General features: G+C 64.2%; 20 protein-coding genes. 16 read left to right on the top strand and 4 right to left on the bottom strand.

The genetic code is table 11. The annotated features are described in order from the left end of the window. Nucleotides 1-263 precede the first annotated feature (263 nt). The 7 genes from ACZ5KU_RS29015 to fdhA all read left to right on the top strand — a co-directional run bounded on the left by ACZ5KU_RS29015 (nucleotide 264) and on the right by fdhA (nucleotide 9,310). The gene (locus ACZ5KU_RS29015; protein WP_054058085.1) at nucleotides 264-1,517 is read left to right on the top strand and encodes a serine hydroxymethyltransferase; all 1,254 of its coding nucleotides are present in this window, start codon (nucleotides 264-266) and stop codon (nucleotides 1,515-1,517) included. A gap of 23 nt (nucleotides 1,518-1,540) precedes the next feature. After that, entirely contained in the window at nucleotides 1,541-2,791 is a 1,251-nt protein-coding gene (locus ACZ5KU_RS29010; protein WP_054058086.1) for a sarcosine oxidase subunit beta, read from the top strand. Between the two features lie 14 nt (nucleotides 2,792-2,805). Continuing rightward, entirely contained in the window at nucleotides 2,806-3,138 is a 333-nt protein-coding gene (locus ACZ5KU_RS29005) for a sarcosine oxidase subunit delta (RefSeq protein ID WP_054058087.1), read from the top strand. Then, complete coding sequence (locus ACZ5KU_RS29000; RefSeq protein ID WP_054064616.1) at nucleotides 3,135-6,152, top strand: sarcosine oxidase subunit alpha; 3,018 nt, start codon at nucleotides 3,135-3,137, stop codon at nucleotides 6,150-6,152. Before ACZ5KU_RS29005 ends, ACZ5KU_RS29000 begins: the two co-directional genes overlap by 4 nt. Nucleotides 6,153-6,215: 63 nt before the next feature. Further along, on the top strand, nucleotides 6,216-6,848 hold the full coding sequence (locus tag ACZ5KU_RS28995; protein ID WP_054064617.1) for a sarcosine oxidase subunit gamma: 633 nt from the start codon (nucleotides 6,216-6,218) through the stop codon (nucleotides 6,846-6,848). 246 nt (nucleotides 6,849-7,094) lie between these two features. Further along, nucleotides 7,095-7,952: a formyltetrahydrofolate deformylase gene (purU, locus tag ACZ5KU_RS28990; RefSeq protein ID WP_017903087.1), complete on the top strand. Its 858-nt coding sequence runs from the start codon at nucleotides 7,095-7,097 to the stop codon at nucleotides 7,950-7,952. Nucleotides 7,953-8,110: 158 nt separating this feature from the next. After that, complete coding sequence (fdhA, locus tag ACZ5KU_RS28985; protein ID WP_054064618.1) at nucleotides 8,111-9,310, top strand: formaldehyde dehydrogenase, glutathione-independent; 1,200 nt, start codon at nucleotides 8,111-8,113, stop codon at nucleotides 9,308-9,310. A 57-nt stretch (nucleotides 9,311-9,367) separates the two neighbouring features. Here fdhA and ACZ5KU_RS28980 read toward each other — a convergent pair whose 3' ends face one another. Then, nucleotides 9,368-9,787, bottom strand: a complete 420-nt coding sequence (locus ACZ5KU_RS28980; protein ID WP_054058619.1) for a DUF3757 domain-containing protein — start codon at nucleotides 9,785-9,787, stop codon at nucleotides 9,368-9,370. A gap of 324 nt (nucleotides 9,788-10,111) precedes the next feature. Then, nucleotides 10,112-10,690 carry a hypothetical protein gene (locus tag ACZ5KU_RS28975; protein WP_464736594.1) on the bottom strand — a complete coding sequence of 193 codons (579 nt, stop codon included), beginning with the start codon at nucleotides 10,688-10,690 and terminating at the stop codon, nucleotides 10,112-10,114. 212 nt (nucleotides 10,691-10,902) lie between these two features. On the opposite strand from ACZ5KU_RS28975, the gene ACZ5KU_RS28970 reads away from it, so the two are divergent. From ACZ5KU_RS28970 to ACZ5KU_RS28940, 7 genes are all read left to right on the top strand, one after another. Next, nucleotides 10,903-11,148, top strand: coding sequence for a hypothetical protein (locus ACZ5KU_RS28970; RefSeq protein WP_054064621.1), 246 nt, complete (start codon nucleotides 10,903-10,905; stop codon nucleotides 11,146-11,148). A gap of 171 nt (nucleotides 11,149-11,319) precedes the next feature. Next, the gene (locus tag ACZ5KU_RS28965; RefSeq protein WP_054058616.1) at nucleotides 11,320-11,664 is read left to right on the top strand and encodes a type II toxin-antitoxin system Phd/YefM family antitoxin; all 345 of its coding nucleotides are present in this window, start codon (nucleotides 11,320-11,322) and stop codon (nucleotides 11,662-11,664) included. Beyond that, nucleotides 11,664-12,323 (top strand): AAA family ATPase, encoded by a 660-nt coding sequence (locus ACZ5KU_RS28960; protein WP_054064622.1) that lies wholly within the window; start codon nucleotides 11,664-11,666, stop codon nucleotides 12,321-12,323. Before ACZ5KU_RS28965 ends, ACZ5KU_RS28960 begins: the two co-directional genes overlap by 1 nt. 108 nt (nucleotides 12,324-12,431) lie before the next feature. Next, entirely contained in the window at nucleotides 12,432-12,974 is a 543-nt protein-coding gene (locus tag ACZ5KU_RS28955) for a DUF2780 domain-containing protein (protein WP_464736593.1), read from the top strand. Between the two features lie 140 nt (nucleotides 12,975-13,114). Continuing rightward, nucleotides 13,115-13,540 (top strand): DUF350 domain-containing protein, encoded by a 426-nt coding sequence (locus ACZ5KU_RS28950; protein ID WP_193394242.1) that lies wholly within the window; start codon nucleotides 13,115-13,117, stop codon nucleotides 13,538-13,540. A gap of 11 nt (nucleotides 13,541-13,551) precedes the next feature. Next, nucleotides 13,552-14,304 carry a DUF1190 domain-containing protein gene (locus ACZ5KU_RS28945; protein ID WP_464736592.1) on the top strand — a complete coding sequence of 251 codons (753 nt, stop codon included), beginning with the start codon at nucleotides 13,552-13,554 and terminating at the stop codon, nucleotides 14,302-14,304. Beyond that, on the top strand, nucleotides 14,304-15,461 hold the full coding sequence (locus ACZ5KU_RS28940) for a glutathionylspermidine synthase family protein (protein ID WP_464736591.1): 1,158 nt from the start codon (nucleotides 14,304-14,306) through the stop codon (nucleotides 15,459-15,461). Before ACZ5KU_RS28945 ends, ACZ5KU_RS28940 begins: the two co-directional genes overlap by 1 nt. A 3-nt stretch (nucleotides 15,462-15,464) precedes the next feature. Here the strand turns inward: ACZ5KU_RS28940 and ACZ5KU_RS28935 are convergent, their stop codons facing one another. Next, nucleotides 15,465-16,352 carry an acyltransferase gene (locus tag ACZ5KU_RS28935; protein ID WP_464736590.1) on the bottom strand — a complete coding sequence of 296 codons (888 nt, stop codon included), beginning with the start codon at nucleotides 16,350-16,352 and terminating at the stop codon, nucleotides 15,465-15,467. A 195-nt stretch (nucleotides 16,353-16,547) separates the two neighbouring features. Between ACZ5KU_RS28935 and rloA2 the strand changes: the two genes are divergently transcribed. After that, the gene (rloA2, locus tag ACZ5KU_RS28930; protein ID WP_054064627.1) at nucleotides 16,548-17,048 is read left to right on the top strand and encodes a retropepsin-like aspartic peptidase RloA2; all 501 of its coding nucleotides are present in this window, start codon (nucleotides 16,548-16,550) and stop codon (nucleotides 17,046-17,048) included. Between the two features lie 187 nt (nucleotides 17,049-17,235). Here the strand turns inward: rloA2 and ACZ5KU_RS28925 are convergent, their stop codons facing one another. Beyond that, on the bottom strand, nucleotides 17,236-18,042 hold the full coding sequence (locus ACZ5KU_RS28925) for an RHS repeat-associated core domain-containing protein (protein ID WP_416773578.1): 807 nt from the start codon (nucleotides 18,040-18,042) through the stop codon (nucleotides 17,236-17,238). Between ACZ5KU_RS28925 and ACZ5KU_RS28920 the strand changes: the two genes are divergently transcribed. Then, nucleotides 18,037-18,222 (top strand): hypothetical protein, encoded by a 186-nt coding sequence (locus ACZ5KU_RS28920; protein WP_416773594.1) that lies wholly within the window; start codon nucleotides 18,037-18,039, stop codon nucleotides 18,220-18,222. The genes ACZ5KU_RS28925 and ACZ5KU_RS28920 overlap by 6 nt on opposite strands. Nucleotides 18,223-18,269 lie beyond the last annotated feature (47 nt).

Here is an 18,269-nt window from a genome sequence, read left to right as displayed (position 1 = left end):
TCGCGGATAAATCCGGCCCCTGCGGGGGTTGAGGTTTCCCACAGGGGTATAGGTTCCTGCAGGGACCGGGTGGCACCCGTGGTTTGCGGGGGCCGGCCCTCCTTTATTCGATCGCGCCACGATCATGTCGTAAACGCACCCTTGCAAGGCGTGCGTAGGCATTTGACGCGTCTGCGCCGGTCATACCATCGCTATCAAAGGGCACCACCGAATAGCTGTGCCCCACCAAAAAGAAATGGCGCACTGCCGCTGGGAGAGACGCGATGTTCAGCAAGCAAGACCAGATCCAGGGTTACGATGACGCACTGTTGGCCGCCATGAATGCCGAAGAGCAGCGCCAGGAAGATCACATCGAACTGATCGCGTCGGAAAACTACACCAGCAAGCGTGTGATGCAGGCCCAGGGCAGTGGCCTCACCAACAAGTACGCCGAAGGCTACCCGGGCAAGCGCTACTACGGTGGCTGCGAGCACGTGGACAAGGTCGAGGCCCTGGCCATCGAACGCGCCAAGCAACTGTTCGGTGCCGACTACGCCAACGTCCAGCCGCACTCCGGCTCCTCGGCCAACGGTGCCGTGTACCTGGCGCTGCTGCAGGCCGGCGATACCATCCTGGGCATGAGCCTGGCCCACGGCGGTCACCTGACCCACGGCGCCAAGGTGTCGTCCTCGGGCAAGCTCTACAACGCCGTTCAGTACGGAATCGACACCAATACCGGCCTGATCGACTACGATGAAGTCGAGCGCCTGGCGGTCGAGCACAAGCCGAAGATGATCGTCGCCGGTTTCTCCGCCTACTCGAAAACCCTCGATTTCCCACGTTTCCGCGCCATTGCCGACAAGGTCGGTGCGCTGCTGTTCGTCGACATGGCCCACGTCGCCGGCCTGGTCGCCGCCGGCCTGTACCCCAACCCGATCCCCTTCGCCGACGTGGTCACCACCACCACCCACAAGACCCTGCGTGGTCCGCGTGGCGGCCTGATCCTGGCCAAGGCCAACGAAGAGATCGAGAAAAAACTCAACGCCGCGGTATTCCCTGGCGCCCAGGGCGGCCCGCTGATGCACGTGATCGCCGCCAAGGCCGTGTGCTTCAAGGAAGCGCTGGAGCCTGGCTTCAAGGCCTACCAGCAGCAGGTGATCGACAACGCCCAGGCCATGGCCGGCGTGTTTGTAAAACGTGGCTACGATGTAGTGTCCGGCGGCACCGATAACCACCTGTTCCTGGTCAGCCTGATTCGCCAGGGCCTGACCGGCAAGGACGCCGATGCCGCCCTGGGCCGTGCCCACATCACCGTGAACAAGAACGCCGTGCCGAACGACCCGCAGTCGCCGTTCGTCACCTCCGGCCTGCGTATCGGCACCCCGGCGGTCACCACCCGTGGTTTCAAGGTGGCCCAGTGCGTCGAGCTGGCTGGCTGGATCTGCGACATCCTCGACAACCTCGGCGATGCCGACGTCGAGGCGAATGTCGCCAAGCATGTGGCGGCCCTGTGCGCGGACTTCCCGGTTTATCGCTGAGAGCGGTTTTGGAGTAAATGACTATGCAACGCTATTCGGGCTTCGGCCTCTTCAAGCATTCTCTCAGCCACCATGAGAACTGGCAGCGCATGTGGCGCACGCCAACCCCGAAAAAGGTCTACGACGTGGTCATCGTCGGCGGTGGCGGCCACGGCCTGGCCACGGCCTACTACCTGGCCAAGGAACACGGCATCACCAACGTCGCGGTGGTCGAGAAAGGCTGGCTGGGCGGCGGCAACACCGCCCGCAACACCACCATCGTGCGTTCCAACTACCTGTGGGACGAGTCGGCGCACCTGTACGAACACGCGATGAAACTGTGGGAAGGCCTGTCCCAGGACCTGAACTACAACGTGATGTTCTCCCAGCGTGGCGTCTACAACCTCTGCCACACCCTGCAGGACATCCGTGACTCCGAGCGTCGGGTCAGCGCCAACCGCCTCAACGGCGTCGATGGCGAGCTGCTCAACGCCCAGCAGGTGGCGGACGAGATTCCGTACCTGGACTGCTCGAAGAACACCCGCTACCCGATCATGGGCGCCACCGTCCAGCGTCGCGGCGGCGTGGCCCGCCACGATGCCGTGGCCTGGGGCTTCGCCCGCGGTGCCGACGCCCTGGGCGTCGACCTGATCCAGCAGACCGAAGTGATCGGCTTCCGCAAGGAAAACGGCGTGTGCATCGGCGTGGAAACCAACAAGGGCTTCATCGGCGCCAAGCGCGTCGGCGTGGTCACCGCCGGTAACTCCGGGCACATGGCGAAACTGGCCGGCTTCCGCCTGCCGCTCGAGTCCCATCCGCTGCAGGCGCTGGTGTCCGAGCCGATCAAGCCGATCATCGACAGCGTGATCATGTCCAACGCCGTGCACGGCTACATCAGCCAGTCCGACAAGGGCGACCTGGTGATCGGTGCCGGTATCGACGGCTACAACGGCTACGGCCAGCGTGGTTCGTACCCGGTGATCGAGCACACCATCCAGGCCATCGTCGAGATGTTCCCGATCCTGTCGCGGGTGCGCATGAACCGCCAGTGGGGCGGCATCGTCGACACCACCCCGGACGCCTGCCCGATCATCTCGAAGACGCCGGTACCGAACATGTTCTTCAACTGCGGCTGGGGCACCGGCGGCTTCAAGGCCACCCCGGGTTCGGGCAACGTCTTCGCCGCGAGCCTGGCCAAGGGTGAAATGCACCCGCTGGCCGCACCTTTCTCCATCGACCGTTTCCACAACGGTGCGTTGATCGACGAACACGGCGCTGCAGCGGTCGCCCACTAACAGGAGAAACTCCCATGTTGCATATCTTCTGTCCTCATTGCGGCGAACTGCGCTCCGAAGAGGAATTCCACGCTTCCGGCCAGGCGCACATCCCGCGTCCGCTGGACCCCAACAACTGCACCGACGAGCAGTGGGGCGACTACATGTTCTTCCGCGACAACCCGCGCGGCCTGCACCACGAACTCTGGGACCACGTCGCCGGTTGCCGCCAGTATTTCAACGTGACCCGTGACACGGTCACCTACGAAATCCTGGAAACCTACAAGATCGGCGAGAAGCCCCAATTCACCGCTGCCAAGGCGGAAAGTTCGAAAGCGCCCGGCGTGGCTGTGGGAGAAAAGGTATGAGCCAGGTCAATCGCCTGTCCAACGGTGGTCGTATCGACCGCAACAAAGTCTTGAGCTTCACCTTCAATGGCGAGACCTACAAGGGCTATGAAGGTGACACCCTGGCCGCCGCGCTGCTGGCCAACGGCGTCGACATCGTCGGCCGCAGCTTCAAGTACTCCCGGCCGCGGGGCATCTTCGCCGCCGGTGCCGAAGAGCCGAACGCGGTGCTGCAGATCGGCGCCACCGAGGCCACACAGATCCCCAACGTGCGGGCCACGCAGCAGGCGCTGTACCAGGGCCTGGTCGCCACCAGCACCAACGGCTGGCCGAGCGTCAACAACGACGTGATGGGCATTCTTGGCAAGGTCGGCGGCAAGCTGATGCCGCCAGGCTTCTACTACAAGACCTTCATGTACCCGCAGTCGTTCTGGATGACCTACGAGAAGTACATCCGCAAGGCGGCCGGCCTGGGCCGTTCGCCGACCGAGAACGACCCTGACACCTACGACAACATGAACCAGCACTGCGACGTGCTGATCGTCGGTGCCGGGCCTGCGGGCCTGGCCGCCGCGCTGGCCGCTGCCCGCAGCGGTGCGCGGGTGATCCTCGCCGACGAACAGGAAGAGTTCGGCGGCAGCCTGCTCGACTCCCGCGAAAGCCTCGATGGCAAGCCGGCGGCCGAGTGGGTCGCCAGCGTCATCGCCGAACTGAAGGCGCTGCCGGACGTACTGCTGCTGCCACGGGCGACCGTCAACGGCTATCACGACCACAACTTCCTGACCATCCACGAACGCCTCACCGACCACCTCGGTGACCGCGCGCCGATCGGCCAGGTTCGCCAGCGTATCCACCGGGTCCGTGCCAAGCGCGTGGTTCTGGCCACCGGCGCTCACGAGCGTCCGCTGGTCTACGGCAACAACGACGTGCCGGGCAACATGCTCGCCGGCGCCGTTTCGGTGTACGTCCGCCGCTACGGTGTGGCACCGGGCAAGAAACTGGTGCTGAGCACCAACAACGACCACGCCTACCGCGTTGCGCTGGACTGGCTTGATGCCAGCCTGCAGGTGGTGGCGATCGCCGACGCCCGCAGCAACCCACGTGGTGCACTGGTGGAAGAGGCGCGTGCCAAGGGCATTCGCATCCTCACCGGCAGCGCCGTGATCGAGGCCCGTGGCAGCAAGCGCGTCACTGCGGCCCGCGTCGCCGCGATCGACGTGCGTGCCCACAAGGTGACCAGCCCCGGCGAATGGCTGGACTGCGACCTGATCGCCAGCTCCGGCGGCTACAGCCCGGTGGTGCACCTGGCTTCGCACCTGGGCGGCAAGCCGGTCTGGCGCGAAGACATCCTCGGCTTCGTCGCCGGTGAAGCACCGCAGAAACGCGTGTGCGTCGGTGGCCTGAACGGCGTCTACAGCCTGGCCGATACCCTCGCCGACGGTTTCGAAGGTGGCGTGCGCGCCGCCAGCGAAGCCGGCTTCAAGGCGGTCGAAGGCGTACTGCCCAAAGCCCTGTCCCGTCAGGAAGAACCGACCCTGGCGCTGTTCCAGGTGCCTCATGAAAAAGGCACCGCGCGGGCACCGAAGCAGTTCGTCGACCTGCAGAACGACGTCACCGCCGCCGCCATCGAGCTGGCGACCCGCGAGGGCTTCGAGTCGGTCGAACACGTCAAGCGCTACACCGCGCTGGGCTTCGGTACCGACCAGGGCAAGCTGGGCAACGTCAACGGCCTGGCGATCGCCGCCCGTTCGCTGAACGTGACCATCCCGCAGATGGGCACCACCATGTTCCGCCCGAACTACACGCCGATCACCTTCGGTGCGGTGGCCGGTCGTCACTGCGGGCATATCTTCGAGCCGGTGCGCTACACCGCCTTGCACGCCTGGCACGTGAAACAGGGAGCCAAGTTCGAGGACGTCGGCCAGTGGAAGCGTCCCTGGTACTTCCCGCGCGCCGGCGAAGACATGCACGCCGCGATCAAGCGTGAGTGCAAGGCCGTGCGCGACAGCGTCGGCCTGCTCGACGCCTCGACCCTGGGCAAGATCGACATCCAGGGCCCGGATGCCCGTGAGTTCCTCAACCGCGTGTACACCAACGCCTGGACCAAGCTCGACGTGGGCAAGGCCCGTTATGGCCTGATGTGCAAGGAAGACGGCATGGTCTTCGACGACGGCGTGACCGCCTGCCTGGCCGACAACCACTTCCTGATGACCACCACCACCGGCGGCGCGGCGCGCGTCCTGCAGTGGCTGGAGCTGTACCACCAGACCGAATGGCCGGACATGAAGGTGTACTTCACCTCCGTGACCGACCACTGGGCGACCCTGACCCTGTCCGGCCCCAACAGCCGCAAGCTGCTCAGCGAAGTCACCGACATCGACCTGGACAAGGATGCGTTCCCGTTCATGACCTGGAAGGAAGGCCTGGTCGGTGGCGTACCGGCGCGGGTATTCCGGATTTCGTTTACCGGTGAGCTGTCCTACGAGGTCAACATCCAGGCCGACTACGCCATGGGCGTGCTGGAGCAGATCGTCGAGGCGGGCAAGCAGTACAACCTGACCCCGTACGGCACCGAAACCATGCACGTGCTGCGGGCCGAGAAGGGCTTCATCATCGTCGGCCAGGACACCGACGCCTCGATGACCCCGGACGACCTCAACATGGGCTGGTGCGTCGGCCGCACCAAGCCGTTCTCCTGGATCGGCTGGCGCGGGATGAACCGCGAGGACTGCGTGCGTGAAGACCGCAAGCAACTGGTCGGCCTCAAGCCGATCGATCCGACCCAGTGGCTGCCGGAAGGTGCGCAACTGGTGTTCGATCCGAAGCAGTCGATCCCGATGAAGATGGTCGGTCACGTGACCTCCAGCTACGCCCACAACTCCCTTGGCTATTCGTTCGCCATGGCGGTGGTGAAGGGCGGTCTCAAGCGCATGGGTGAGCGGGTGTTCGCACCGCTGGCCGATGGCACCGTGATCGAGGCGGAGATCGTGTCGTCGGTGTTCTTCGATCCGAAGGGCGATCGCCAGAACATCTAAGTCGATGGTTCCCACGTTCCTCGTGGGAACCATCAGAGACAGAATTCAATACAGGTGTTTCACATGAGCACAGCCAACGTTTACCAGCAACGCCCGACTTCCGGGGCCAAGGCCGAGTCGTCGTTGCACCATGCCGATCTCGCCAGCCTGGTGGGCAAGGGCCGCAAGAACGCCGGCGTGACCGTGCGGGAAAAGAAACTGCTCGGCCACCTGACCCTCCGTGGCGACGGCCATGACCCGGCGTTCGCCGCCGGCGTGAAGAAGGCCCTGGGGCTGGACCTGCCCGTGGCCCTGACCGTCGTCGCCAAGGGCGAGACCAGCCTGCAATGGCTCGGCCCGGACGAGTGGCTGCTGGTGGTTCCCACCGGTGAGGAATACGCCACCGAGAAGGCCCTGCGCGAGGCGCTGGGCGACCTGCATATCGCCATCGTCAACGTCAGTGGCGGCCAGCAACTGCTGGAGCTGAGCGGCCCGAACGTGCGCCAGGTGCTGATGAAGTCCACCAGCTACGACGTGCACCCGAACAACTTCCCGGTAGGCAAGGCCGTCGGCACGGTGTTCGCCAAGTCGCAGCTGATCATCCGCCATACCGCCGAAGACACCTGGGAACTGGTGATCCGTCGCAGCTTCTCGGACTACTGGTGGCTGTGGCTGCAGGATGCGGCGGCCGAGTATGGCCTGAACGTCCAGGCCTGATCCTGCTCGCGATGGCATCACCGCGGGGTACCTGATGCACCGCGTTGCCTGGATCCCTGTAGGAGCGTGGCTTGTCGGGGCGCCGAACCGCCGCGAATGCGTCCTCAAGGGCGCTAAAAGCTTCGCGGGCAAGCCTCGCTCCTACAGGATTTGGTGTGTACACAAGGGCGAGGATTGCCCGCAGGCCGATCATGATACGGCTGATCGATCACCTGGCGCTTGCCCCACAAAAACAGGAGTCACCCAATGAGCCGCGCCCCCGATACATGGATTCTGACTGCCGACTGCCCCAGCGTGCTCGGCACGGTGGATGCGGTGACCCGCTTCCTGTTCGAGCAGGGCTGTTACGTGACCGAACACCATTCGTTCGATGACCGCCTCTCGGGGCGTTTCTTCATCCGGGTGGAGTTCCGCCAGTCCGAAGGTTTCGACGAGCAGGCGTTCCGCGCCGGCCTGGCCGAGCGTGGCAAGGCCTTCGGCATGACCTTCGAACTGACCGCGCCGAACTACCGGCCGAAAGTGGTGATCATGGTCTCCAAGGCCGATCACTGCCTCAATGACCTGCTCTACCGCCAGCGGATCGGCCAACTGTCGATGGACGTGGTCGCGGTGGTGTCCAACCATCCCGACCTCAAGCCCCTGGCCGACTGGCACCAGATTCCCTACTACCATTTCCCCCTCGACCCCAACGACAAACCGGCCCAGGAGCGGCAGGTGTGGCAGGTGATCGAGGAGTCCGGCGCCGAGCTGGTGATTCTCGCCCGCTACATGCAGGTGCTGTCGCCGGAGCTGTGCCGCAAGCTCGATGGTCGCGCCATCAACATCCACCACTCGTTGCTGCCCGGCTTCAAGGGTGCCAAGCCCTATCACCAGGCCTACAACAAGGGCGTCAAGCTGGTGGGGGCGACCGCGCACTACATCAACAACGACCTGGACGAAGGCCCGATCATCGCCCAGGGCGTGGAGGTGGTGGATCACAGCCACTATCCCGAGGACCTGATCGCCAAGGGCCGGGATATCGAGGGCCTGACCCTGGCGCGGGCGGTGGGCTATCACATCGAGCGGCGGGTGTTCCTCAATGCCAACCGGACGGTGGTCCTCTGAGTTCCCAGGGCGCTTTCGAGCGCCCGCTCGCGGATTCATCCGCGAAAGCGATCCAAATAACAACGCAGTAGAAAAAGACACACGCACAACCCCGAGCAATCAACGCTTTGCCGCGTGGCAATGCGTCAGCTACATAAAAACAACAGCGAGGTGAAAGCATGTCTGGCAATCGTGGAGTGGTATACCTTGGCGCTGGCAAGGTAGAAGTACAGAAGATCGACTATCCGAAAATGCAGGACCCCCGTGGCAAGAAGATCGAGCACGGCGTGATCCTGCGTGTGGTGTCCACCAATATCTGCGGCTCCGACCAGCACATGGTCCGCGGCCGTACCACCGCCCAGGTCGGCCTGGTGCTGGGCCACGAGATCACCGGTGAAGTGGTCGAGAAGGGCAGCGACGTCGAGAACCTGAAGATCGGCGACCTGGTCTCCGTGCCGTTCAACGTCGCCTGCGGTCGCTGCCGTTCCTGCAAGGAAATGCACACCGGCGTCTGCCTGACCGTCAACCCGGCGCGTGCCGGCGGTGCCTACGGCTACGTCGACATGGGCGACTGGACCGGCGGCCAGGCCGAGTACGTGCTGGTGCCATACGCCGATTTCAACCTGTTGAAACTGCCGGATCGCGACAAGGCCATGGAGAAGATCCGTGACCTGACCTGCCTGTCCGATATCCTGCCAACCGGTTTCCACGGCGCTGTCACCGCGGGCGTCGGCCCGGGCAGCACCGTGTATGTCGCCGGTGCCGGCCCGGTCGGCCTGGCGGCTGCCGCCTCGGCGCGCCTGCTGGGGGCTGCCGTGGTCATCGTCGGTGACCTGAACCCGGCCCGCCTGGCACACGCCAAGGCCCAGGGCTTCGAGATCGCCGACCTGTCCCTGGACACGCCGCTGCACGAGCAGATCGCCGCGCTGCTGGGCGAGCCGGAAGTGGACTGCGCCGTCGACGCGGTGGGCTTCGAAGCCCGTGGCCACGGCCATGAAGGGGCCAAGCACGAGGCGCCGGCCACCGTGCTCAACTCGCTGATGCAGGTCACCCGCGTGGCCGGCAAGATCGGTATCCCCGGCCTGTACGTGACCGAAGACCCGGGTGCGGTGGACGCCGCCGCCAAGATCGGTGCGCTGAGCATCCGCTTCGGCCTGGGTTGGGCCAAGTCCCACAGCTTCCACACCGGCCAGACCCCGGTGATGAAGTACAACCGCCAACTGATGCAGGCGATCATGTGGGACCGCATCAACATCGCCGAAGTGGTGGGCGTGCAGGTGATCAGCCTGGACGACGCGCCGAAGGGTTATGGCGAGTTCGATGCCGGCGTGCCGAAGAAATTCGTGATTGATCCGCATAAGTTGTTCAGTGCGGCGTAAGGTGCAATCACGATAGAAAAAGGGCGACCACGGTCGCCCTTTTCTGTGTTTCGCCGTTCACTGCGTGGTGATCAGCGCGCTGTATGAGAATCCACAACGGCTGGTTTCCCCGCTTTTGCAGAAGCCATCCTTCCAGTCGGTGTCCGGGGAGGGTTTCCAGTCCTGGACGGCCTTGAGCGTCAGGCGGATTCCCGCGTCACCGTCCCCTTCGTAGTCACAGATCACCGCCTGGGTGCTGGCCTTGTAGCTGGCGCTGACGAACGCGACCTTGTACTCAATCCCGGTTTCCGGGTTTTCACCGGTCCATTGACTGCCCCCCGGGCCCTTGGCGTCGTAGGTGTAGCCTTCGCTGCCCGGGTGCTGGTTGATGTCGCCTGCCCGTGGGCAGGTTGCGGTCAGCACCGGGGTTTCGGCCCAGGCCTGGCCTGCCAGTGCCAGGGTGAGTACTGCCAGACTGGTTGCAAGTCGGTTTTGCATGAGTCGGTACTCCCTTCCGTTGTCTTGGGCCTTCATGTTGAGTGGCCGGGGAGGGGGCGGCTACTGTCAGAAATGACAGTTCTCAAGGTCGTTTCGAAATAACCGGGAGGGTGGATCGACGGCGGGGCTATTAGCGGGCGTCAGGCTGGGTGAATGGCGGGTCAGGGGTGTTGGGCCATTCGCGGGCAAGCCCGGCTCCTACAGGGAGCGGGCCTTCGCACAGCACCGGCACACCAACAAACCGTAGGAGCCGGGCTTGCCCGCGAAAGGGCCAGTGGTCTCACCCGTCATCGTCCGGAGGTGACCGCAGACTCAAGCTTCCCTTCAGGGTTGGACTGACTTCGCCGCACTCACCCGCTGACAGAACTCCGGATAGAAACCCCAGCCACTCGGATCGCGACAATAGTCGCTGGCCTGGGCCAGCGCCTCGGTGCCGAACTTCAGTTCCCGGGGCATGCTGGCGAAGTTAATGTAGCCGCCCTGCTGGGTCTTGATCGCGTCGAAGCCGTCCATCTGGTAGACCAGCTCGACGTCATCGGCGGCGACGATCCGCGCCTTGATCGTCACCTGGGCATACTGCTTGCCACCCGGCGCATTGTTCACCGCCGCCAGGCCCTGGCCGACCGTGCGCAGCAGGCGTGGAACCCAGGCTTCTTCGCTGTCGGCGACCTTCTCGGGCTGATAGCGGATAGTCAGCGTCTGCTGCTCGTGGCTGACGTCGGTCAGTGCGGGGTCGATGCGCCTGATGCGGTGTTCGAGGGTCAGCCAGGCGGTCTGCTCGTCGCCGAGGTTGTCGGGCAGTTCGGGGTTGAGCGGGCCGCGCTGGCACTCGTGCACGCCGAAAGCGATGGCCAGGCCGGCCAGGATGATTGCCAGGGCGGTTCCGCCGATTTTCACGTCCATACGCGCATACTCCCTCAGGGACTCCCATTTTACGCCAAGTGCCCAGCCGCCCGCACAGGCCGCGATCATCGATTCCCAGTCCCTGCCCGCGGTTTTCCATCGGGGCCGGTCGTGTTTTCCGCTGCCGGCTGTCGCCGCCGGGCAATGGTCGCCACGTCGCTCGCCTCCCAACATGAGCCCCCCATTACATCACTCGATAACGAGGTGCCTTCATGGCCAAAAAGGAAATCCGACTCTCCCTGGAAGACATCGACAACAATGGCAGCCCGGAGGTGCTGGTAGAGTTCTACGAAGGTAATGAGCTTGTCTTTGCTTCGGCCGTTTCCTCGTCTGGCGAGGACAAGACCTACGACACCGTCAACGTCCGGGTGGACATGGATGAAGATGGCGACCTGGATGCCGACGATGAGCGTCATCTGCTCTCCCTGTGCCAGGCTTTCGCCGGATTCGCCCGCTAACCCTTCGGATGGCCGCCTGCCTTCGCCACGCCGCGGGTAGGCGGCTTGCCTCTGGCCCTCACGCCCCTGGCGGGAAGGGGCAGGGCTTTTACAAGTCAATAGGGCAAAAATGGCCAAAATGGCCGGCGGTTGTTATAGTGCAGGGGACTTCCCTGTCTGCGAGCACACGTCATGATTGCCCTGCCTGACCTCCTCGATCTGCCGCGCCAGAATGCCTCCCAGGTGAAGAACAAGTGGGCCGATGTGGTCCGCCTGGTCCATCAGTCCGGCAGTGTTGCGGTCACCAACCATTCCACCGTGGAAATGGTCCTGCTGGACGCCGAGACCTACCAGCAACTGACCGCCCAGGTGCAGGCCTACCAGGATCGCGAACAGTCGGCCCTGGATGAGTTGACCCAGCGTTTCGATGCGCGTCTGCGGAGCCTGCAGGAACCCCGGGCGGCCCAGGGTGTACGCTCGCTGCTGGCGTCCAGGGGCAAGCTGGGCAAGCGGCCTGAAGCCGGCTCCACGTTCTGATGAGTGCGCCGCCGGCGAGCGAGCGCCCGTTCATTTTCGTGCTGGCCGGGGTCAACGGCGCCGGCAAGAGTTCGGTGGGGGGCGCGTTGCTCGCCGAGAACGGCCTGGACTGGTTCAACCCCGACAGCTTTGCCCGAGAACTGACCGCCAGCCTCGGCATCGACCCGCAACGGGCCAACGGCCTGGCCTGGGAGCATGGTCGCCAGCAGCTGGAAAACGCCCTGCGCGAGGGGCGCAACCATGCCTTCGAAACCACCCTGGGCGGCAACACCATCGCCCTGATGCTCGCCCAGGCGGCGCAGACTCACGATGTGGTGATGCTATTCTGCGGCCTGTCCTCGCCGGAACAGCACCTGCGCCGGGTGCGCCTGCGGGTGGCGCGTGGCGGTCACGATATTCCACAAGCGAAGATCCGCGAGCGCTGGGTCAAATCGCGGCTCAACCTGGTCGCCCTCATGCCGTATCTGGCGCACCTGCAGGTGTTCGACAACAGCACCGACGTCGAGCCGGGCGAGGAGATTCCCGATCCGTTGCTGGTGCTGGAAATGGCCGACGGCCATCTGCTCAGCCCTGATCCGCAGGACGCCCAGGCCCTGCAAGCCACGCCCGAGTGGGCGCGGCCACTGGTCCAGGCGGCGATCGAACGGCTGCCCGGCTGACGAAAAGGTCACCCCCGCCAGGCGGAACAAGCCCGGCTTTTTCCACTCCAATGGCCAGCGCCGACCGCTGGCCAGCGGCGGCCTTCGATGACTTGTGAGGTAGCTGCAATGAAAATTCCACGCGGTGTCGTACTGGCTTCGCTCCTGACCTTCGCCGCTACGCCGGTGTTCGCGGCGTTCAGCCTGAATGACGCGGCCAATGCGTTGTCGGCTTTGCAGGGTGGTCAGAACGGCAATGCCACGGCGCCGGAGGGTGGCCTGCTCAGCGCCCTGGGATCGCAACTGAACGTCACCCCGGAACAGGCCATCGGCGGCGCCGCCGCCATGCTCGGCCTGGCGAAGAACCAGCTCAGCGGCAACGACTATTCGCAGTTGAGCCAGAGCGTACCGGGCCTCGACCAGTTGTCCGGCGCGGGTGCCCTGGCCGGGCTTGGCGGCCTGCTCGGCCATTCGGTCGGCGACTCGGCGGTGGGCAACGCCCTGGGGAATGTGAAGAACACCCACGACCTGAACAACGCCTTCGACGCCCTGGGCATGGACAGCGGCATGGTCGGCCAGTTTGCGCCGATCCTCCTCAGCTACCTGGGCGAACAGGGTGTCGGCGGCTCGCTGTTGCAGAGCCTCGGCGGTATCTGGGGCGCGGGTGGCTGAACCCCGCTACGGCTGACGACGCACCGGACTCCGCGAGGAACCGGTGCGTTTTTGTCTGTGCGGCCACGACGCCGGTTCAGTTATCGCGTGCGGTGTGCTATTTGTCGCCGCCTGTTCATGGAGAGAGTGTCACAAGCATGTTGGTCGATGCGGTGAAGATGTCGTTGCACCTGGATGCGGTGATGGGATTCGTCCTGTACCTGCTGGTGGCACTGCTGGTTTTCGGGCTGTATGCCTGCCTCTACACCCGGATGACGCCGCACAGGGAGTGGACGCTGATCCGCGAGGGCAATATTGCCGCCGCGATCGCACTGGGCGGCGCGTTGATCGGTTTCGCGATTCCGGCGGCCAGTGCCATCGCCCATTCGGTATCGCTGGTGGATTTCCTGATCTGGGCGCTGATCGCCCTGGTCGCCCAGTTGCTGGCGTTCGGCCTAGTCAGTCTGTCGATTCGTGGCCTGTCGGTACGGATCGCCAAGGGTGAGTCGGCGGCGGCGATTCTCTCGGCGGCGATTTCCATCAGTGTCGGCCTGCTCAATGCGGCCTGCATGACCCCTCCGGTCTGAGGGGGCTGGCGATGAAACGTAGTCAACGTGTTGGCCTGGTCCTGCTGGGCAGCGTGCCCTTCGTGCTGGTGGCCTGTGACGGTGAACAGGTGCGTACGCGGGACGTCATCAAAACCACGTCGTACACCAGCGAGCCGGCCTGTGTCGCGGCCGGCGTGGCGGCCGATGTCTGTGCCGACGCGGCGGCCGAGGCTCGGGAACAGCATCTGGAAATCGTTCCGGAATATGCCAGCCAGGATGCCTGCGCCAGTGATTTCGCCCGCAGCGATTGCGTGGCTGACCTGGGCAACAGCCGTTTCCACCCGCTGATGTCCGGCTTCAACCTGACCACCGTGCAGGCGGTGCCGGCACCTCTTGAGCAGGAGCAGGAACAGGAGGCCCAGGCTGCCGTCCAGAGCGCCCCGCCCGTTTCATCCTTGGGCGGCGGCAGCTATGGCGGTTCGTTCGGCGGTTCCGGTTACTCCAGCCATTCCAACGATTGGGGCAGCCGCTTCTGGCGCTGGATCGGCCTGGGCAGCGACCCCTATGCGCCGCGCTACTTCAGCGAGCCGCTGTACAACGAGCGCGACGGCCGTGGCGGTTATCAGGCCAGCAGCCTCAACCAGCAGGCCCGGGCCGGCAAGACCTTCGCCCAGTCGACCAACGCGCGCTTTCGCCTGAACAGCCCGGGGCAGTTCACCCCGGCCTCCTACCGTGGCTCGGCACCGCGGATGGTCAGCCGTGGCGGTTTCGGCTCGTCCCACGGCAGCAGCAGGGGCGGCTGATGAAACGCATCTCCAGCGTACCCCGCCCGGACTGGCAGGCCACCGCCGAACGGCTGGGCTTCCACTTCCACACCTTCGATGGCGAACCCTATTGGGACGAGTCGGCGTACTACCAGTTCAGCCTGCGCCAGATCGAGGACGACCTCGAAGAGCCGACCCGCCAGTTGCATGAGCTGTGCATGGAACTGGTCGAGCGGGTGGTGGACAGCGAGCACCTGCTCGACCGCCTGGCGATTCCCGAGGGCTATCGCGACCTGATCCGCCATTCCTGGCGCCAGGGCCACCCGCACCTCTACGGGCGGATGGACCTGTGCTACGACGGCCGCGGCCCGGCCAAGCTGCTGGAGACCAACTACGACACGCCGACTTCGTTGTACGAGGCGAGTTTCTTCCAGTACGTCTGGCTCGAGGAGCAGATGCGCCGCGGGCAACTGCCGGCCCGTGCCGACCAGTTCAACAGCATCGAGGACAAGCTGCTGCAGGCCTTCGTCGAGATCGGCTTCCCGTCGCCATTGCACTTCGCCTCGGTCCGCGACTCGCTGGAGGATCGCGGCACGGTCGAGTACCTGAGCGACATCGCCCGCCAGGCCGGGCTGACGACGCAACTGCTCGACATCGAGGCGATCGGCCTGGACCGGGCCGGGCGTTTCGTCGATGAGCAGGACCTGCCGATCAGCACCCTGTTCAAGCTCTATCCGTGGGAAAACCTGTTCAGCGAAGCCTTCGGCCCGGCCATCGCCCACAGCCGGACGCTGTTCGTCGAGCCGCCGTGGAAGGCGATCCTGTCGAACAAGGGCGCCCTGGCGCTGCTCTGGGAAATGCATGAGGGCCACCCGAACCTGCTGCCGACCTTCATCGACCCGCAGCCGAACGGCCGTCCGGAACGGGGCTGGGTGCGCAAGCCGTTCTTTTCCCGGGAGGGCGCCAATGTCGAGATTCACTCGCCGACCGGCGAACGGGTCAGCGAGCCGGGCCCCTATGACCAGGGGCCGTTCGTGCTGCAGCAGTTCAAGCCGCTGCCTTCATTTGCCGGCAGCCACACGGTGCTCGGCAGCTGGATGATCGGTGATCGGCCGGCCGGCATCGGCATTCGCGAAGACAACTCGCTGATCACCAAGGACACCAGCCGTTTCCTGCCGCACATCATCCTCGACTGAGGTTCAGTCGCGCTCGCTGCGCAGGGCGGCGATGCGCTGGTCCTTCTCGCTCCAGAGCTGGTTGACCCAGTCCTGGACCCGCTTGCGCAGCACCGGGTCGTTCTCGTAGTCGCCCTGCCACAGGCTCGGGTCCATGGCGCGGGTGTGGAAGTCAATGATCACCTTGGGCACGTTGCCGCTGATCAGGTCCCAGAAACCGGGGATCTTCTCCTGTGGATAAACCACCGTGACATCGAGCACCGCGTCCAGCTGTTCGCCCATCGCGGCGAGGACGAAGGCCACGCCGCCGGCCTTGGGCTTGAGCAGATGCTGGAACGGCGAGGCCTGCTCCTGGCGCTTGGCCTCGCTGAAGCGGGTGCCTTCGAGGTAGTTGACCACGGTCACCGGCTGGCGCTTGAACAGCTCGCAGGCGGCCTTGGTGATTTCCAGGTCCTGGCCCTTGAGTTCCGGGTGCCTGTCGAGGAAGGCCTTGGAGTAGCGCTTCATGAACGGGTAGTCCAGCGCCCACCAGGCCAGGCCCAGGAATGGCACCCAGATCAGTTCCTTCTTGAGGAAGAACTTGAAGAACGGCGTGCGCCGGTTGAGCGACTGGATCAGCGCCGGAATGTCGACCCACGACTGGTGGTTGCACACCACCAGGTACGAAGTGTCGCGGCGCAGGTCATCGGCGCCGCGAATGTCCCAGCGGGTGGGAATGCACAGGGAGAAGATCAGCTTGTCGATCTCGGCCCAGGTCTCGGCGATCCACATCACTGCCCAACTGGCGTAGTCGCGCAAACGGCCGGGCAGCACCAGCTTGAGCAGGGCGAACACCATCAGCGGGCCGAACAGCACCAGGGTGTTGAGCAGGAGCAGCAGCGTAACGAGGCTGCCGGTGAGCAGGCGGCGCATAAGGGAACTCTTTCAAGGGCGTGAGGGCGCGCCATCATAAAGCGGGGGCGGACAGACGCCAAATCCGCTGATCGACGAATGTTTCACGCACGATGTGCCAGGATGGCGGTCATTTAGCCGATTGTTCATGAACCAATGACGACGGTGCGGTCTAAACTGCTCGCCTCTGCGCGTCCACACAAAGGTACAGCCCAAGTGAAATCCGTTCTTGCCCTGTTGTCCCTCCTGGCCCTGCCGGTCATGGCCGCCGAGCCGACCCTCTACGGGCGCTACGAATACATCCGTCTGCCGGAGATCGGCCAGACCTTCAAGGCCAAGATGGACACCGGCGCGCTCACCGCGTCGCTGTCGGCCAAGGACATCGAGCTGTTCAAGCGTGACGGCGAGGACTGGGTGCGCTTCCGCCTCGGCACCGCTGACGCCGACAACAAGGTCTACGAGCACAAGGTCTCGCGCATCAGCAAGATCAAGACCCGTGCCGAGGAAGACGAGGACGGTGAAGCCGCCGACCCGAGCAAGCGCCCGGTGGTCGACCTGGAAATGTGCCTGGGCAACGTCAGGCGCACGGTGGAGGTCAACCTGACCAACCGCAGCAGCTTCAACTACCCGTTGCTGATCGGCGCCAAGGCCCTGCGCGAGTTCGGCGCGGCGGTGAATCCGGCGCGGCGGTATACGGCGGACAAGCCGGATTGTTGAGCCTGGTTCGAGTCAGCCAGCCGATCCAGCGGGTCGTAGTGATAGCGACACAGGAGGGTTTCGCGAGCAGAGGTCGGCATGGCGTAGTCTCCGTTCAGGGGCGAAATACTCTGCCGAGTGTTGGCTGTTTTCAGGCTCTTGCCTACTAGCAGAACCATCAGGTTCGTGGTGCAGTGAGTACGCAGATCTATAGATACGCCAGCACGACATATTTTCGGCGATGCTCCCGGCCGTGCCGAATATTTTCCAGTCTTCTGCTGACTCGCTGAAAGAGTTCTTGACCGTAGTCAGGATCGGTCGGACGGAGCGGGGTTGTGTCTGTTGCTTCTCTATAGGTGGGCGGCGCTATCTGAGGGTTGGATTGTGTCCTGCCGTAGTCGTAGTTTGAATGGGATTGATTGGGCCTGGTCGAGGAAGATGCCTGAGTCCTTTGGGAAGGTTGACTGTGGAGCATAGGTGCTGGTTGTGCTGATGGGTGGGAACGCCACCGTTCTGCGCTTATGCTGTAAGTCGCGACACGTTCAGAGTCGATGGGGACGGTCAAAGTATCGAGACCGGTTTGAGGTGCTCCCGGAGGCCGGTCCAGGTTCACTGGTACGGGCGTGGATGGTTCTGCTGTCCCAACTGGTTGTGAAACTTGAGCTCTACCCGGCCGAGTCGTAAGGTGAGATCTTGAACGCGGTAGGCTTGATAGAATCTCGCCGAATCCTGGAACATGCCCGGTCGGATCCTGCCTGTTGACCGGATCTCCCAAGCAGTACGCATAGGCATTCAACCCACCTTGCCCAAACGGACTCAAGTTGTCCGGACTGTTGAAACGCATCAACACCGGGTTGAATGCCCGGTAGCCATTGCCCAGCAGATAGTGCCCGGTCAGCGGATCTGGCCGTTCGCCGTTAAATCCGAGCAAGCTGAGCAATCCATTCTGCGGTGTCCGCTGTCCGTAGGCGGAATAGGCGCTGGGTTGTCGCTGCTGGGGGCTGAGGCAATGCAGGACCGAACCCTGGGTATCGGTGGCGAGCAGATGGCTTTCGCTGGCGTTTGCGTCCTGCCGGTGTTGTGCCAGCAGATGGTCGTCGTACTGGAACACACCGGTGCGAACCGTGCCCTGGATCTCGCTGGCCAGGCGGCTCTTGCAGTAGAAGCGCTGGACGCTGGCCTGGTCGACCGGTGAGCAGTCGGCCAGCCGATCCAGTGGGTCGTAGTGATAGCGACACAGAG

It is taken from the genome of Pseudomonas sp. Tof1, from assembly GCF_055390395.1.
This window is presented reverse-complemented; position numbering and strand designations above follow the sequence as displayed.

Bases quoted from the DNA above. Each gene is read 5' to 3' on its own strand.
- ACZ5KU_RS29015 (WP_054058085.1), top strand. From the start codon at position 264: ATGTTCAGCAAGCAAGACCAGATCCAGGGTTACGATGACGCACTGTTG.
- ACZ5KU_RS29010 (WP_054058086.1), top strand. From the start codon at position 1,541: ATGCAACGCTATTCGGGCTTCGGCCTCTTCAAGCATTCTCTCAGCCAC.
- ACZ5KU_RS29005 (WP_054058087.1), top strand. From the start codon at position 2,806: ATGTTGCATATCTTCTGTCCTCATTGCGGCGAACTGCGCTCCGAAGAG.
- ACZ5KU_RS29000 (WP_054064616.1), top strand. From the start codon at position 3,135: ATGAGCCAGGTCAATCGCCTGTCCAACGGTGGTCGTATCGACCGCAAC.
- ACZ5KU_RS28995 (WP_054064617.1), top strand. From the start codon at position 6,216: ATGAGCACAGCCAACGTTTACCAGCAACGCCCGACTTCCGGGGCCAAG.
- purU (WP_017903087.1), top strand. From the start codon at position 7,095: ATGAGCCGCGCCCCCGATACATGGATTCTGACTGCCGACTGCCCCAGC.
- fdhA (WP_054064618.1), top strand. From the start codon at position 8,111: ATGTCTGGCAATCGTGGAGTGGTATACCTTGGCGCTGGCAAGGTAGAA.
- ACZ5KU_RS28980 (WP_054058619.1), bottom strand. From the start codon at position 9,787: ATGCAAAACCGACTTGCAACCAGTCTGGCAGTACTCACCCTGGCACTG.
- ACZ5KU_RS28975 (WP_464736594.1), bottom strand. From the start codon at position 10,690: ATGGACGTGAAAATCGGCGGAACCGCCCTGGCAATCATCCTGGCCGGC.
- ACZ5KU_RS28970 (WP_054064621.1), top strand. From the start codon at position 10,903: ATGGCCAAAAAGGAAATCCGACTCTCCCTGGAAGACATCGACAACAAT.
- ACZ5KU_RS28965 (WP_054058616.1), top strand. From the start codon at position 11,320: ATGATTGCCCTGCCTGACCTCCTCGATCTGCCGCGCCAGAATGCCTCC.
- ACZ5KU_RS28960 (WP_054064622.1), top strand. From the start codon at position 11,664: ATGAGTGCGCCGCCGGCGAGCGAGCGCCCGTTCATTTTCGTGCTGGCC.
- ACZ5KU_RS28955 (WP_464736593.1), top strand. From the start codon at position 12,432: ATGAAAATTCCACGCGGTGTCGTACTGGCTTCGCTCCTGACCTTCGCC.
- ACZ5KU_RS28945 (WP_464736592.1), top strand. From the start codon at position 13,552: ATGAAACGTAGTCAACGTGTTGGCCTGGTCCTGCTGGGCAGCGTGCCC.
- ACZ5KU_RS28940 (WP_464736591.1), top strand. From the start codon at position 14,304: ATGAAACGCATCTCCAGCGTACCCCGCCCGGACTGGCAGGCCACCGCC.
- ACZ5KU_RS28935 (WP_464736590.1), bottom strand. From the start codon at position 16,352: ATGCGCCGCCTGCTCACCGGCAGCCTCGTTACGCTGCTGCTCCTGCTC.
- ACZ5KU_RS28920 (WP_416773594.1), top strand. From the start codon at position 18,037: ATGCAGGACCGAACCCTGGGTATCGGTGGCGAGCAGATGGCTTTCGCT.